This is a genomic window from Noviherbaspirillum galbum, assembly GCF_010974945.1.
Classification (GTDB): Bacteria; Pseudomonadota; Gammaproteobacteria; order Burkholderiales; family Burkholderiaceae_D; genus Noviherbaspirillum; species Noviherbaspirillum galbum.
In genome coordinates this window covers 19411-32273 of the sequence record NZ_JAAIVB010000079.1, presented here as the reverse complement: position 1 = coordinate 32273, position 12863 = coordinate 19411, and the positions used below count along the sequence as shown (strand labels likewise).

The 12863-nt window shown below is 63.8% G+C and carries 13 protein-coding genes and 1 riboswitch; of the genes, 3 read left to right on the top strand and 10 right to left on the bottom strand.

The window, feature by feature from the left end; translation table 11 throughout:
- Positions 1-84: 84 nt before the first annotated feature.
- From thiE to thiC, 6 genes are all read right to left on the bottom strand, one after another.
- Positions 85-702 (bottom strand): thiamine phosphate synthase, encoded by a 618-nt coding sequence (thiE, locus tag G3574_RS24575; RefSeq protein WP_163968202.1) that lies wholly within the window; start codon positions 700-702, stop codon positions 85-87.
- A gap of 22 nt (positions 703-724) precedes the next feature.
- Positions 725-1519, bottom strand: coding sequence for a bifunctional hydroxymethylpyrimidine kinase/phosphomethylpyrimidine kinase (gene thiD / locus G3574_RS24570; protein ID WP_163968201.1), 795 nt, complete (start codon positions 1517-1519; stop codon positions 725-727).
- Positions 1516-2310 (bottom strand): thiazole synthase, encoded by a 795-nt coding sequence (locus G3574_RS24565; protein ID WP_163968200.1) that lies wholly within the window; start codon positions 2308-2310, stop codon positions 1516-1518. The genes thiD and G3574_RS24565 overlap by 4 nt, the downstream gene beginning before the upstream one ends.
- Positions 2307-2699, bottom strand: coding sequence for an endonuclease domain-containing protein (locus tag G3574_RS24560; RefSeq protein WP_163968199.1), 393 nt, complete (start codon positions 2697-2699; stop codon positions 2307-2309). Before G3574_RS24560 ends, G3574_RS24565 begins: the two co-directional genes overlap by 4 nt.
- Before the next feature lie 178 nt (positions 2700-2877).
- Positions 2878-3078 (bottom strand): sulfur carrier protein ThiS, encoded by a 201-nt coding sequence (gene thiS, locus G3574_RS24555; RefSeq protein ID WP_163968198.1) that lies wholly within the window; start codon positions 3076-3078, stop codon positions 2878-2880.
- Positions 3079-3089: 11 nt separating this feature from the next.
- Positions 3090-5003: a phosphomethylpyrimidine synthase ThiC gene (thiC, locus tag G3574_RS24550; RefSeq protein ID WP_163968197.1), complete on the bottom strand. Its 1914-nt coding sequence runs from the start codon at positions 5001-5003 to the stop codon at positions 3090-3092.
- A gap of 58 nt (positions 5004-5061) precedes the next feature.
- A riboswitch (TPP riboswitch) is annotated at positions 5062-5161 on the bottom strand.
- Between the two features lie 206 nt (positions 5162-5367).
- On the opposite strand from thiC, the gene G3574_RS24545 reads away from it, so the two are divergent.
- Positions 5368-8169, top strand: a complete 2802-nt coding sequence (locus G3574_RS24545; RefSeq protein ID WP_163968196.1) for a valine--tRNA ligase — start codon at positions 5368-5370, stop codon at positions 8167-8169.
- An 84-nt stretch (positions 8170-8253) separates the two neighbouring features.
- Positions 8254-8718 (top strand): DUF2147 domain-containing protein, encoded by a 465-nt coding sequence (locus G3574_RS24540; protein ID WP_163968195.1) that lies wholly within the window; start codon positions 8254-8256, stop codon positions 8716-8718.
- 82 nt (positions 8719-8800) lie between these two features.
- On the opposite strand, the gene G3574_RS24535 is transcribed toward G3574_RS24540, so the two are convergent.
- The 3 genes from G3574_RS24535 to ruvA form a co-directional block, all read right to left on the bottom strand.
- Entirely contained in the window at positions 8801-9619 is an 819-nt protein-coding gene (locus G3574_RS24535; RefSeq protein WP_205609909.1) for a 2-keto-4-pentenoate hydratase, read from the bottom strand.
- Positions 9620-9954: 335 nt separating this feature from the next.
- Positions 9955-11022 carry a Holliday junction branch migration DNA helicase RuvB gene (ruvB, locus tag G3574_RS24530; RefSeq protein ID WP_163968194.1) on the bottom strand — a complete coding sequence of 356 codons (1068 nt, stop codon included), beginning with the start codon at positions 11020-11022 and terminating at the stop codon, positions 9955-9957.
- 3 nt (positions 11023-11025) lie between these two features.
- Entirely contained in the window at positions 11026-11604 is a 579-nt protein-coding gene (gene ruvA / locus G3574_RS24525) for a Holliday junction branch migration protein RuvA (RefSeq protein WP_163968193.1), read from the bottom strand.
- A gap of 123 nt (positions 11605-11727) precedes the next feature.
- Between ruvA and G3574_RS24520 the strand changes: the two genes are divergently transcribed.
- On the top strand, positions 11728-12255 hold the full coding sequence (locus tag G3574_RS24520; protein WP_163968192.1) for a hypothetical protein: 528 nt from the start codon (positions 11728-11730) through the stop codon (positions 12253-12255).
- A gap of 26 nt (positions 12256-12281) precedes the next feature.
- On the opposite strand, the gene ruvC is transcribed toward G3574_RS24520, so the two are convergent.
- Complete coding sequence (gene ruvC, locus G3574_RS24515) at positions 12282-12824, bottom strand: crossover junction endodeoxyribonuclease RuvC (RefSeq protein ID WP_163968191.1); 543 nt, start codon at positions 12822-12824, stop codon at positions 12282-12284.
- Between the last annotated feature and the right edge of the window lie 39 nt (positions 12825-12863).

The window sequence follows — 12863 nt, the reverse complement described above, 5'->3', positions numbered from 1 at the left end:
TTCCGGTGCGAGCAAAGGACAGCGTAGATATCCGGAGCGAACGAGATGCCGTTCTTTGCATGTGACCGAAACCCTTCCTCACCCTCATCCCTCCTTCGCAAACAACCCCGCGAATCCGCGCGCCGCAGCTTCGACCTCTTCCACCATGTACACGCTGCTGATCACCGCCACCATGTCGGCCCCCAGCGCGACCAGCGGCGCCGAGTTCTCCTGCGTCATCCCGCCGATCACGACGTTCGGCAGGGGGATCTCCGCCTTCGCCTGCGTGACGATCTCGGGCCGTGTCGCGACCTCGTATTTCTTCACCCGAGACGGATAGAATCCGCCGAAGGCAACATAACTCGCCCCCGCCTGATGCGCCTGCCGCGCCAGATCCAGGCTGCCGTAGCAGGACGCGCCGACGATCCTGGACGGACCCACCGCCTTGCGCACGTCGGCCACCGCCATGTCCGTCCCGCCGACATGGATGCCGTCGGCATCAAGCTCCAGGCACAAATCGATGAAGTCGTTGACGATGAAAGGCACGCCATGGCGCTTGCACAGCGCCTGCAGACGTCCGGCCTGTTCGCGGCGCAGCGCCGGCGACGCCGTCTTGTGGCGATACTGCACGACGGCGGCGCCGCCGCGCAGTCCGGCCTCGGTGGCGGCAAGCATTTTTTCCGTGTCATCCCAGTCGGGCGTGACGAGATACAGTCCCTTCATGCGGACTCCTGTCAGTGTTCGGTTAAGTGTCGATGGAAACGAAGCGCTGCGGCATGCGCTGCCCATCGGCGACCGCATATGCCTCGGCGAGCGCCTGGTGGCAGTAGGCCTGCGCATCTTCGATGGCCTGCGCCATGGGCTTGCCGCAGGCGAGCAAGGCGGCAATGGATGACGCCAGGGTGCAGCCGGTGCCATGAAAGCTGCCTTCCAGGCGCGGCCAGGTCCAGGTGAGATGCTTCTCGCGCGAGAACCAGCCATTGACGATCAGCTCGCCGCTGCCATGCCCGCCCTTGATCAGCACATGGGGGGCATGTTCCAGCAGCATGCCGGCCTGGGCTTCGATGCGGGTTTCGCCGCCGCACAACGAACGCGCCTCGGGAAGATTGGGCGTGAGCAGCGTGGCCAGCGGCAGCAAGGGAGAGATCGCCTGTACGGCATTCTCCGCCGCCAGCGGATCGCCGTTGCCGCTGGCGAGCACCGGGTCGAGCACCACCAGAAGGTCCGGCCGGCGCTGGCGCAGCAGCCTGATGAGGCCGGCGATCGCTTCCGCGTTGGCGCGGTTGCCAACGATGCCGATCTTCACCGCCGCGATGTCGATCTTCCCGATCAATGCGTCGGCCTGCCTGCGCACCAGTTCGGCCGGCACGGGATGCACTTCATACACGCGGTCGTTGTCCTGCACCGTCAATGCGGTGATCACCGTCAGCGGATGCGCGCCGCAGGCGTTGACGGCCTGCATGTCCGCCTGGATGCCCGCGCCGCCGCTCGGATCCGAGCCGGCGAAGATGAGCACCGCCGGCCGGGTGCCCGATGTCATGTTGCCCGGCCTTCCATCGGCGAGGACGGTGAGGCGGCGAATTTCTTTGGAATGCGTCCGGCGAGATAGGCTTCTCGGCCTGCTTCCACCGCCAGCTTCATCGCTCGCGCCATGCGGATCGGGTCCTTCGCGCCAGCGATGGCGGTGTTCATCAGCACGCCGTCGCAGCCGAGTTCCATGGCGATGGCCGCGTCCGAGGCGGTTCCCACGCCCGCATCTACCAGCACCGGCACCTTGGCCTGCTCGATGATCAACTTCAGGTTCCAGGGATTGAGGATGCCCATGCCGGAGCCGATCAGCGACGCCAGCGGCATCACCGCCACACAGCCGATCTCTTCCAGCATGCGCGCCTGGATGGGATCGTCGCTGCAATACACCATGACGTCGAAGCCATCCTTGACCAGCGTCTCGGCCGCCTTGAGCGTCTCCGGCATGTTGGGGAACAGGGTCTTCTCGTCGCCCAGCACTTCCAGCTTCACCAGCTTGTGGCCGCCCAGCAGTTCGCGCGCGAGCTGCAGGGTATAGACCGCGTCCTTGGCGTTGTAGCAGCCCGCGGTGTTGGGCAGGATGGTGTACTTCGTCGGCGGCACCGCGTCGAGCAGGCTGGGCGCATTCGGGTCCTGCCCGATGTTCACGCGGCGGATCGCCACGGTGATGATGTCCGCGCCGCTGGCCTCGGTGGCCAGGCGGGTCTGCTCGAGGTCGCGGTACTTGCCGCTGCCGACCAGCAGGCGGGAGCGGTAGGTCTTGCCGGCGATCGTGAGGCCTTCATTGCTTGTGTCTTGGGTCATGATCTTGAGATCTCCTTGACCTTCTCCCCGGGAGGAAAAGTTCGTGGGTTTAAGGCGTTCCAGATGGCCTGCAGCACGGCATCCGGTTGGCTGAGTACTTCGTTGTTCCAGAACCGCAGGGTGTGGAAACCTGCTTGCTCCAATGCGATGCTGCGTGCATCGTCGTAGAGCCTGTTCTCCGCATGCTGGGAGCCGTCGACTTCGATGACGATCCTTTGTTCGAGGCAGACGAAGTCCAGGATGAAATTGCGGAACGGGTGCTGCCTCCTGAACTTCACGCCAAGCTGCTCTCCTCGTATCAGATGCCAGAGTTTTCGCTCTGCGTCGGTCATCGTGCGTCGAAGCTGTCGTGCGGCCGTCGTTAGCTTGGCATTTGTCTGTCCGTGCATGGCATCCCCTAAGATCGACCCTGGAAGCTCCTTCCCCTTGAAGGGGAAGGCGGGGATGGGGATGGGTTTCCTTCGCAAGCAAAGAACATTCTTTGATCGCTTCGGAACCCCATCCCCACCCTAGCCCTCCCCTTGAAGGGGAGGGAATCCTCCTTGGTGTCGCTCAGGGAGCCAACGCTCACCCGCCCCCGATGGCCTTGACGATATCCACCTTGTCGCCCAGCCGCAGCACGCGCTCATTCCACCGGGCGCGCGGCACGATCTCGCGATTGATCGCGACCGCGAGCGACTTGTTGGCCAGGTCCAGCGAGGCGATCAGGTCCTGCACGTTCTGGTTCTCCGCCACCGCGTGCGGCGCGCCGTTCAGTTCGATGTCCATCGCGTTGCGCTTCACTGCTTGCGATACAGCTCGGCGCCGGACTTCACGAATTCCACCGCCTTGACTTCCATGCCTTTCTTCAGGGCCTGCTCGTCGGTCAGGCCTTGGCTGGCCGCGTAGTCGCGCACGTCCTGCGTGATCTTCATCGAGCAGAAATGCGGACCGCACATTGAACAGAAATGCGCGACCTTGGCGGAATCCTTGGGCAGGGTCTCGTCGTGGAAATCGCGCGCCTTGTCGGGGTCGAGGCCGAGGTTGAACTGGTCTTCCCAGCGGAACTCGAAGCGCGCCTTGGACAGCGCGTTGTCGCGGATCTGCGCGCCGGGATGGCCCTTGGCGAGGTCGGCGGCATGGGCGGCGAGCTTGTAGGTGATGATGCCTTCCTTGACGTCGTCCTTGTTGGGCAGGCCGAGGTGTTCCTTGGGCGTGACATAGCACAGCATCGCGGTGCCATACCAGCCGATCATGGCCGCGCCGATGCCGGAGGTGATGTGGTCGTAGCCGGGCGCGATGTCGGTGGTCAGGGGGCCGAGCGTGTAGAACGGCGCTTCGGCGCAATCCTTCAGCTGCAGGTCCATGTTTTCCTTGATCAGGTGCATGGGCACGTGGCCGGGGCCTTCGATCATCACCTGCACGTCGTGCTTCCAGGCGATCTGCGTGAGTTCGCCGAGCGTCTTGAGTTCGCCGAGCTGGGCTTCGTCGTTGGCGTCGTAGATCGAGCCGGGGCGCAGGCCGTCGCCGAGCGAGAAGGACACGTCGTAGGCCTTCATGATCTCGCAGATGTCTTCGAAGTGCTCGTACAGGAACGATTCCTTGTGGTGCGCGAGGCACCACTTGGCCATGATGGAGCCGCCGCGCGAGACGATACCCGTCATGCGCTTGGCGGTCAGGGGCACGTACTGCAGGCGCACGCCGGCGTGGATGGTGAAGTAGTCCACGCCCTGCTCGGCCTGTTCGATGAGGGTGTCGCGGAAGATTTCCCAGGTCAGGTCCTCTGCCTTGCCGTTGACCTTTTCCAGCGCCTGGTAGATCGGCACGGTGCCGATGGGCACCGGCGAATTGCGGATGATCCACTCGCGGGTTTCATGGATGTGCTTGCCGGTGGACAGGTCCATCACGGTGTCGCCGCCCCAGCGGATGGCCCACGTCATCTTCTCGACTTCCTCGCCGATGGAGGAGGTCACCGCCGAGTTGCCGATGTTGGCGTTAATCTTCACCAGGAAGTTGCGGCCGATGATCATGGGCTCGCTTTCAGGGTGGTTGATGTTGGCGGGAATGATGGCGCGGCCGCAGGCGACTTCGGAACGCACGAATTCCGGCGTGATCTCGGCGGGAATGGCGGCGCCGAAGGACTGGCCGGGATGCTGGCGGCCCATCAGGTCGGCGAGTTTCTGGCCCATGGGACCGGAGGCCTTGAGGCCTTCGAGGTATTCCTTGCGGCGCAGGTTTTCGCGGATGGCGATGTATTCCATCTCGGGCGTGATGACACCCTGGCGCGCGTAGTGCATCTGGCTGACGTTCTTGCCGGCGACGGCGCGGCGCGGCTTGCGGTGCAGGTTGAAGCGCAGCTCGGCCAGCTTGGGGTCGTTCAGGCGTTCGACGCCATACTGCGAGGTGGGACCGGACAGTTCCTCGGTGTCGCCGCGCTCGGCGATCCAGGCGGCGCGCAGGGCGGCCAGGCCGGAACGGATGTCGATCTTGACGCTGGGGTCGGTGTAGGGGCCAGAGGTATCGTAGACGTAGATCGGCGGATTCTTTTCGGCGCCGAAGGAGGCCGGGGTGTCGGACTGGCTGATCTCGCGCATCGGCACCTGGATGTCCGGACGGGAACCCTCGACGTAGATCTTTCGGGAATTCGGCAGCGGCTGGATGGCAGCTTCGTCCACCTTGGCGGTGGCGGCGAGGAATTGCGGGTTGGCGTTCATGATGCTCCTTTGTCGGTGATGCGAAAGGAGCAAGAAGAAGTGGGGTCGAGATGCGCGGACCGCGTTCCGGATGCTTCCCTTCGCTGGCATTACCCAGATCAGGTTCGAGGGTATTTCTCACCCGGCCGCGCTGCTGGCCAGGACCCCTAGCGTGTTGTTCGATCGATGCCGGCTGCTTAAATACAAGGCAATCCACGAGGCAATCGATGGTGGCGTGATCGGCGGCAAGTGCCTGAAACTGCTTGAAACAGCGACAATGCCGCGACCGCGATGGCCGAATTATACGCCTCGATCCGCGAATGTCATCCCCGTGCTCGCTTATAATCGGAAGTTTCGCCCGAACATAATCTTTCCCCAGGCCATCATGGAATTAGCAAAGTCTTTCGAGCCCGCCGAGATTGAAAAACACTGGCGCACCGTATGGGAACAGCGCGGCTACTACACCGCCAAGACCGATCCCGACAAGCCGGCCTTCTGCATCCAGCTGCCGCCGCCCAACGTCACCGGCACGCTGCACATGGGCCACGCCTTCAACCAGACGGTCATGGATGGCCTGACGCGCTACTACCGCATGCGCGGCTTCAACACCGCCTGGATTCCCGGCACCGACCACGCCGGCATCGCCACCCAGATCGTTGTGGAGCGCCAGCTCGACGCGCAAAAGGTTTCGCGCCACGACCTCGGCCGCGAGAAGTTCCTCGAGAAGGTCTGGGAATGGAAGGAGCATTCCGGCTCCACCATCACCGGCCAGATGCGCCGCATGGGCGCGTCCACCGACTGGAGCCGCGAATACTTCACCATGGACGCGAAGATGTCCAAGGCGGTGACCGAGGTCTTCGTGCGCCTGCACGAGCAGGGCCTGATCTACCGCGGCAAGCGCCTGGTCAACTGGGACCCGAAGCTGTTGACCGCCGTGTCCGACCTGGAAGTGGTGTCGGAGGAAGAAGACGGCTACATGTGGCACATCCGCTATCCGCTGGCGGACGGCTCGGGCCACATCACCGTCGCCACCACCCGCCCGGAAACCATGCTGGGTGACGTCGCCGTCGCGGTGGATCCGACCGACGAACGTTACCTCCACCTCGTCGGCAAGATGCTGACCCTGCCGCTGACCGGCCGCGAGATTCCCATCATCGCCGACGACTACGTCGACAAGGAATTCGGCACCGGCTGCGTGAAGATCACGCCGGCGCACGACTTCAACGACTACGCCGTCGGCCAGCGCCACGACCTGCCGCAGATCAGCATCTTCACGCTGGACGCAAAAATCAACGAGAACGGCCCGGCCAAGTATCAAGGCCTCGACCGCTACGATGCCCGCAAGCAGATCGTTGCCGACCTGGAAGCCGGAGGCCTGCTGGAACTCGTCAAGCCGCACAAGCTGATGGTGCCGCGCGGCGACCGCACCAACGCGGTCATCGAACCGATGCTGACCGACCAGTGGTTCGTCGCCATGAGCAAGCCGGCGCCCGAAGGCACGCATTTCCCCGGCAAGTCGATCGCCGAGGTCGCCCTGGAAAAGGTGTCCGGCGGCGAGATCCAGTTCATCCCCGAGAACTGGACCACGACCTACAACCAATGGCTCAACAACATCCAGGACTGGTGCATCTCCCGCCAGCTCTGGTGGGGCCACCAGATCCCGGCCTGGTATGACGACGAAGGCAACATCTACGTCGCGCGCAACGAAGAGGACGCACAGAAGCAGGCCGGCGGCCGCGCCATCCGCCGCGACAACGACGTGCTCGACACCTGGTTCTCGTCGGCGCTGGTGCCCTTCTCCGCCCTCGGCTGGCCGGAAGAAACGCCGGACTACTCGATGTTCCTGCCCTCTTCGGTGCTGGTGACGGGTTTCGACATTATCTTCTTCTGGGTGGCGCGCATGGTCATGATGACCACGCACTTCACCGGCAAGGTGCCGTTCGAGAAGGTCTACGTGCACGGCCTGGTGCGCGACGCCAGCGGCCAGAAGATGTCCAAGTCCAAGGGCAACACTCTCGACCCGATCGACCTGATCGATGGCATCGACGTCGAATCGCTGGTGGGCAAGCGCACCACCGGGCTGATGAACCCGAAGCAGGCGGAAAGCATCGCAAAGGCGACGCGCAAGGAATTTCCGGATGGCATCCCGGCCTTCGGCACCGACGCCCTGCGCTTCACCATGGCGAGCTACGCCTCGCTCGGGCGCAACATCAACTTCGACCTGAACCGCTGCGAAGGCTATCGCAACTTCTGCAACAAGCTGTGGAACGCGACGCGCTTCGTGCTGATGAACACCGAGGGCAAGGATTGCGGATTCGATGCCGGCACCTGCGGCGAAGGGTTGCGCGATTTTTCCCAGGCCGACCGTTGGATCGTGTCGCAGCTCCAGCGCACCGAGGCGGAAGTGGAAAAAGGCTTCGCCGACTACCGCTTCGACAACATCTCCTCCGCAATCTACAAGTTCGTCTGGGACGAATACTGCGACTGGTACCTGGAAGTCGCGAAGGTGCAGATCCAGACCGGCACCGAGGCCCAGCAGCGCGCCACCCGCCGCACCCTGCTGCGCGTGCTCGAAACCGTGCTGCGGCTGGCGCATCCGGTGATTCCCTTCATCACCGAGCAACTGTGGCAGACGGTGGCGCCGCTGACCGACCGCAAGCTCGATCCGGCCGGCGATTCCATCATGGTCCAGGCGTATCCGCGCCCTGACATGGAAAAGCTCGACGAGGAAGCCGAGGGCTGGATGGCCCAGCTCAAGGCCATGACCGACGCCTGCCGCAACCTGCGCGGCGAGATGCAGTTGTCGCCGGCGCAGAAAGTGCCTCTCGTCATCGAAGGCGACAAGGCGCTGCAATCCTTCGCGCCCTACCTGCAGGCGCTGGCCAAGCTGTCGGACGTGCAGGTGGTCGAGGCGCTGCCGGAATCGCCCGCGCCCGTCTCGGTGGTCGGCACCGCCAAGCTGATGCTGAAGGTGGAGATCGACGTTGCCGCCGAGCGCGAGCGCCTGAACAAGGAGATCACCCGCCTCGAGGGCGAGATCACCAAGGCCAACGCCAAGCTGTCCAACGAAAGCTTCGTCGCGCGCGCGCCGGCCCAGGTGGTGGCGCAGGAAAAGGAACGTCTGTTGACCTTCGGGGCCACGCTCGAAAAACTGCGCGAGCAGTTTGCGAAACTGCAAAAAGCCTGAGTTTGGCCCGCGCGACACTGTGATCCGCCCTTACCCCTTACCCGGTGCAACACCTGGCGGATCACACGATCTCAGGAGACAACCATGACCCTAGCAAGATTTGCCATCGGCGTCGCCGCGCTCGCGTTCGGCGCCGCCGCATGGGCACAGGAGACGCCGGTCGGCCTGTGGAAGACGATTGACGACCAGAGCGGCAAGCCCAAGTCGCTGGTGCGCATCACCGAAGTCAACGGTGAGCTGCGCGGCAGGATCGAGAAACTGTACCGCGAGCCGGGCGAGGATCCGAATCCGCGCTGCGATGCCTGCGACGGCAACCTCAAGGACCAGCCCATCCTCGGCATGACCATCCTCACCGGCCTGAAGAAGGACGGCGACGAGTACAACGGCGGCAAGGTACTCGACCCCGCCAACGGCAAGGTCTACAACAGCAAGCTGAGCCTGGCCGACGGTGGCAGGAAGCTCAACATGCGGGGTTACATCGGCGTGCCGATGCTCGGCCGGACCCAGACCTGGCTGCGGATGGACCAGGGAGCAAGTTCCGGACAGTAAGCCGGCGACTTGGATTCGGCAAAGAAAAAGGCGCCTCGTGGCGCCTTTTTTCATGCTTGCTGAAAGGTTTGCGTGCCAGTCGTCAGACGAAGGACACCGTCAGGCCTGGCAAGGACACGCCGGAAAATGCCGAGGTCCAGGTTTCGCCTGCCTTGATCGGACAGACATCGGTCCAGGTGCCGGTAGTCACGACCTCGCCTGCGGTCAGGGGCGTGAACTGGTCCTGGGCGTTGAGCTGCTGGTGCAGGTGCCAGAGGGCGTGCAGCGGGCTGCCCAGCACATCACTGCCGAAACCGGCGGAACGCAATTCGTCGCCGCAGGACAGGGACAGCGAGGCGTAGGCCAGCACCTGCCCGAGGTTGCGGCGGCTCGCCGAGGACAGCATCTTCGGCTCGCCGACGATCAGCGAACCGTGCAACCCGAACGCGGCGATCGAATCGGCCGCTTCGAATTTCCATTCGGGAAAGGGACAGACCACGATCTCGAAGGCATGGGCCATCCATTCGATGCACTCGGCCAATTCTTCCATCGTCGCGTCGCGCTCCGGGGTGTGGCCAAGCTTGAAGACGATTTCCGGACCGATCCGCGGCTGGACCGCACCAACCAGGCTTTGCAAGCCACGGTTTTCATCGGTATAGCGGACGGTTTCGTTAAAGATGGGCGTCCAGATGGGCGCGTCGACGCCGTATTTGGACCAGATCTTGCGATTGGCGAAGCCGACTTTGCGGCCGACAAGTGTTTCGCCCTGGGCGGTACGGATGTCGATCAGGCTGCGAACGATCTCGTAGCTGTCGTCGACCGACAAGGGGGAACGGCTCGACAGCGTAGGGATTTGTTCGGCCTGTGCCCGGGCATCGAGCAAGAGATGCGCATAGCGGCTGGCTTGCGTAGACATGAGCATGGCGAGACTCGATCGGAAACGGACCGGATTAGGAATCAGGCCGGAAAGGACTCGCCCGCCGCGGCAATGAACGCCCGGCGTGTCGCCTCCCCGGAAAAAAGTGCGACCGTTCTAAAAACAGGCATTATACGGGCAACTTTTAACTTTTCTAACAACCACGGGGTAAATATCGTAATACTACTGATGAAAAAGGAGCAACTTCACTTCCGCATTGACCGCCGGATTCGAAAAAGATTGCAGGCCGGCAGAGACGGCGGTGCCGCGCCGGACCTGTATGAAACAACGCATTTCCGGCGAGCACAGATCCGGCATTTCATTCCTTGCCCGATGCATCTTCAGGCGGCCGGCGAGGCATCCCAGAGGTCACCGACTGCGCCGGTCTTCGGCGCGGTAACGCCGAAGTGCGCGTAGGCGGTCGGCGTGGCGATGCGGCCGCGCGGCGTTCTTTGCAGATAGCCTTGCTGGATCAGGTAGGGTTCCAACACGTCTTCGATGGTGTCGCGCTCCTCCCCGATGGCCGCGGCCAGATTGTCCAGGCCGACCGGGCCGCCGTTGAACTTGAAGAGCACCGCCTCGAGCAGCTTGCGGTCCATGATGTCGAAGCCCACCGGGTCGACGTCCAGCATTTTCAGCGCGGCATCGGCCATGGCCTTGGTGATTTCCCCGTTGCCCTTGACCTCCGCGTAGTCGCGCACCCGGCGCAGCAGCCGGTTGGCGATGCGCGGCGTACCGCGGCTGCGCTTGGCGATTTCCAGCGCGCCTTCGTCGACGATGGCCGCATTGAGCAGGTGGGCGCTGCGGGTGACGATGCGCGCGAGTTCCTGGGGCGTGTAGAACTCGAGCCGGGCGACGATGCCGAAGCGGTCCCGCAGGGGATTGGTCAGCATGCCGGCGCGGGTGGTGGCGCCGACCAGCGTGAACGGCTGCAGGTCCAGGCGCACCGAGCGCGCCGCCGGTCCTTCGCCGATCATGATGTCGATCTGGTAATCCTCCAGCGCCGGGTAAAGGATTTCCTCGACCACGGGTGACAGCCGGTGGATCTCGTCGATGAAAAGCACGTCGTTGGGCTCGAGGTTCGTGAGCAGCGCGGCGAGGTCGCCGGCGCGCTCCAGCACCGGGCCGGAAGTTTGCCGCAGGTTCACGCCCATCTCGCGGGCAATGATGTGGGCCAGCGTGGTCTTGCCGAGGCCGGGCGGCCCGAACAGCAGGGTGTGGTCGAGCGCTTCGCGGCGGTTGCGGGCGGCGGCGATAAAAATTTCAAGCTGGCTGTGTATCTTTGCCTGCCCCACGTATTCGTCGAGTTGCTTGGGGCGCAAGGCACGCTCGATGGCTTCCTCGTTGGGAGACGCCGGCGTGGGAGCGATGATCCGCTGCTCCGTCAGGTTGTCGGTCTGGATGCTCATGGATTAGCCTTTCGACAGCGCCTTGAGCGCCATCTTGATTCCTTCGGAAACCCCGGCTCCCGCCGGCACCTGCTTCAACGCGAGCGCGGCTTCCTTCTCGGAGTAGCCGAGCGCGATCAGCGCATTGAGGACGTCGGCAGAAACATCATTGTGGGCCGCTCCGCCGGCCGGGCCGAGGTCGGCGCCCAGCTTGCCTTTCAGCTCGAGCAGGAGGCGCTCGGCGGTCTTCTTGCCGATGCCCGGGACGCGCGTGAGACGGCCCGCTTCTTGCAAGGTGATCGCCTGGGACAGGTCGGCCACCGACATGCCCGAGAGGATGGACAAGGCGGTGCGTGCACCGATACCCGAGATCTTGATCAACTGCTTGAACACATTGCGCTCTTCCGTGGTCCCAAAGCCATACAGCAGATGCGCGTCTTCACGCACGGCGAGATGGGTAAGCAGGACGACCTTTTCGCCCGTGGCGGGCAGATTGTAAAAGGTACTCATCGGGACATCGACTTCGTAGCCGACGCCATTGCAGTCGACCAGCAGCTGGGGGGGATTCTTCTCGAGCAGGGTTCCGGAGAGGCGACCGATCATGATGGATTGAACTTGGGGAGTTACTGGAATCATACAGCAATCAGCGCTGTCTTACCCTAAAAACACTGTGTCGATATCCAGTATTTTACCCGGCGCGCCTGCGCCGGCGCCAAGGATGAAGGTATGAAAGATTCACTGAGAAAAGGATTGCCGGAGCGGGACTTCCGGCAGCAGCCGGACAGAGCCAGCCTTCGGCATTCCACGCGCAAGCTCTTGCGCAATCCGTTGTTTCGCGGCCCGATGTCCTGGCTGGCCGGCGCGTTCGGCATGGTGTGGGCGCTGCCGCTGACCCTGGCCGGCGTGGCGCTGGCGCTGCCCGTGGCATTGTGGCGGGGAAAGGTCAGCGTGGTGCGCGGCCGCAGCGTGGCCTTGCTGGTGCGCGGTCCTTTGGCCGACTTCCTGCTGGGGCATCATCCCTTCGGTGCCATGACCGCGATGGCGCTGGGCCATGTCATCGTGTCGGAAGCCCAGGGCTTGTCGGCGCGGGTGTTGGCGCATGAACTCGTGCACGTGCGGCAGGCCGAGGTCTGGGGACCGTTCTTCCCCATCGCTTACCTTGCATCCAGCGCCCTTGCGGCCTTGCAAGGCAAGGACGCCTACTGGCACAACCACTTCGAGATTGCCGCCAGGAAGGCGGAAAAGCACATCTGAGGTGAATTGGACGCGCGCCCTGACGCCTAGCCGATCAGCCTGCCGCGCCGCACCCGCACGCCCTTCCGCGCCAGGGCAGGCGCCAGCCCCGTCAGCGTGGTCAGGGCGTCGCCGCTATGGGCATGGCAGATCGCCACGCCCAGCGCATCGGCCGCGTCCGTGCCAGGCGCGCCCGACAGCATCAGCAACCGCTGCACCATGTCCTGAACCTGTTGTTTTTGCGCCCGGCCGTGGCCGGCCACCGCCTGCTTGATCTGCAGCGCGGTGTACTCGGCCACCGCGAGCTCGGCATTGACCAGCGCGCAGATGGCCGCGCCGCGCGCCTGACCGAGCAGCAGGGTGGATTGCGGATTGACGTTGACGAACACCTTCTCGATCGCCGCGCAATCGGGCGAGTAGGTGCGGATGATTTCGGACACGCCGGACAGGATGGTCTTCAGCCGCTGGGGAAGATCCGTGTCCGGCGTCTTGATCGTGCCCGAGGCCACGTAGGAGAGCCGGGAGCCCTGCTTCGTGATGATGCCGAAGCCGGTGGTGCGGAGGCCGGGGTCGATGCCTAGGATTTTCATGCAGCTCGCTATGCCTGCCCGCTGTCCTGGCGCGGGCGG

Bases quoted from the DNA above. Each gene is read 5' to 3' on its own strand.
- thiE (WP_163968202.1), bottom strand. From the start codon at position 702: ATGAAGGGACTGTATCTCGTCACGCCCGACTGGGATGACACGGAAAAA.
- thiD (WP_163968201.1), bottom strand. From the start codon at position 1,519: ATGACATCGGGCACCCGGCCGGCGGTGCTCATCTTCGCCGGCTCGGAT.
- G3574_RS24565 (WP_163968200.1), bottom strand. From the start codon at position 2,310: ATGACCCAAGACACAAGCAATGAAGGCCTCACGATCGCCGGCAAGACC.
- G3574_RS24560 (WP_163968199.1), bottom strand. From the start codon at position 2,699: ATGCACGGACAGACAAATGCCAAGCTAACGACGGCCGCACGACAGCTT.
- thiS (WP_163968198.1), bottom strand. From the start codon at position 3,078: ATGGACATCGAACTGAACGGCGCGCCGCACGCGGTGGCGGAGAACCAG.
- thiC (WP_163968197.1), bottom strand. From the start codon at position 5,003: ATGAACGCCAACCCGCAATTCCTCGCCGCCACCGCCAAGGTGGACGAA.
- G3574_RS24545 (WP_163968196.1), top strand. From the start codon at position 5,368: ATGGAATTAGCAAAGTCTTTCGAGCCCGCCGAGATTGAAAAACACTGG.
- G3574_RS24540 (WP_163968195.1), top strand. From the start codon at position 8,254: ATGACCCTAGCAAGATTTGCCATCGGCGTCGCCGCGCTCGCGTTCGGC.
- G3574_RS24535 (WP_205609909.1), bottom strand. From the start codon at position 9,619: ATGCTCATGTCTACGCAAGCCAGCCGCTATGCGCATCTCTTGCTCGAT.
- ruvB (WP_163968194.1), bottom strand. From the start codon at position 11,022: ATGAGCATCCAGACCGACAACCTGACGGAGCAGCGGATCATCGCTCCC.
- ruvA (WP_163968193.1), bottom strand. From the start codon at position 11,604: ATGATCGGTCGCCTCTCCGGAACCCTGCTCGAGAAGAATCCCCCCCAG.
- G3574_RS24520 (WP_163968192.1), top strand. From the start codon at position 11,728: ATGAAAGATTCACTGAGAAAAGGATTGCCGGAGCGGGACTTCCGGCAG.
- ruvC (WP_163968191.1), bottom strand. From the start codon at position 12,824: ATGAAAATCCTAGGCATCGACCCCGGCCTCCGCACCACCGGCTTCGGC.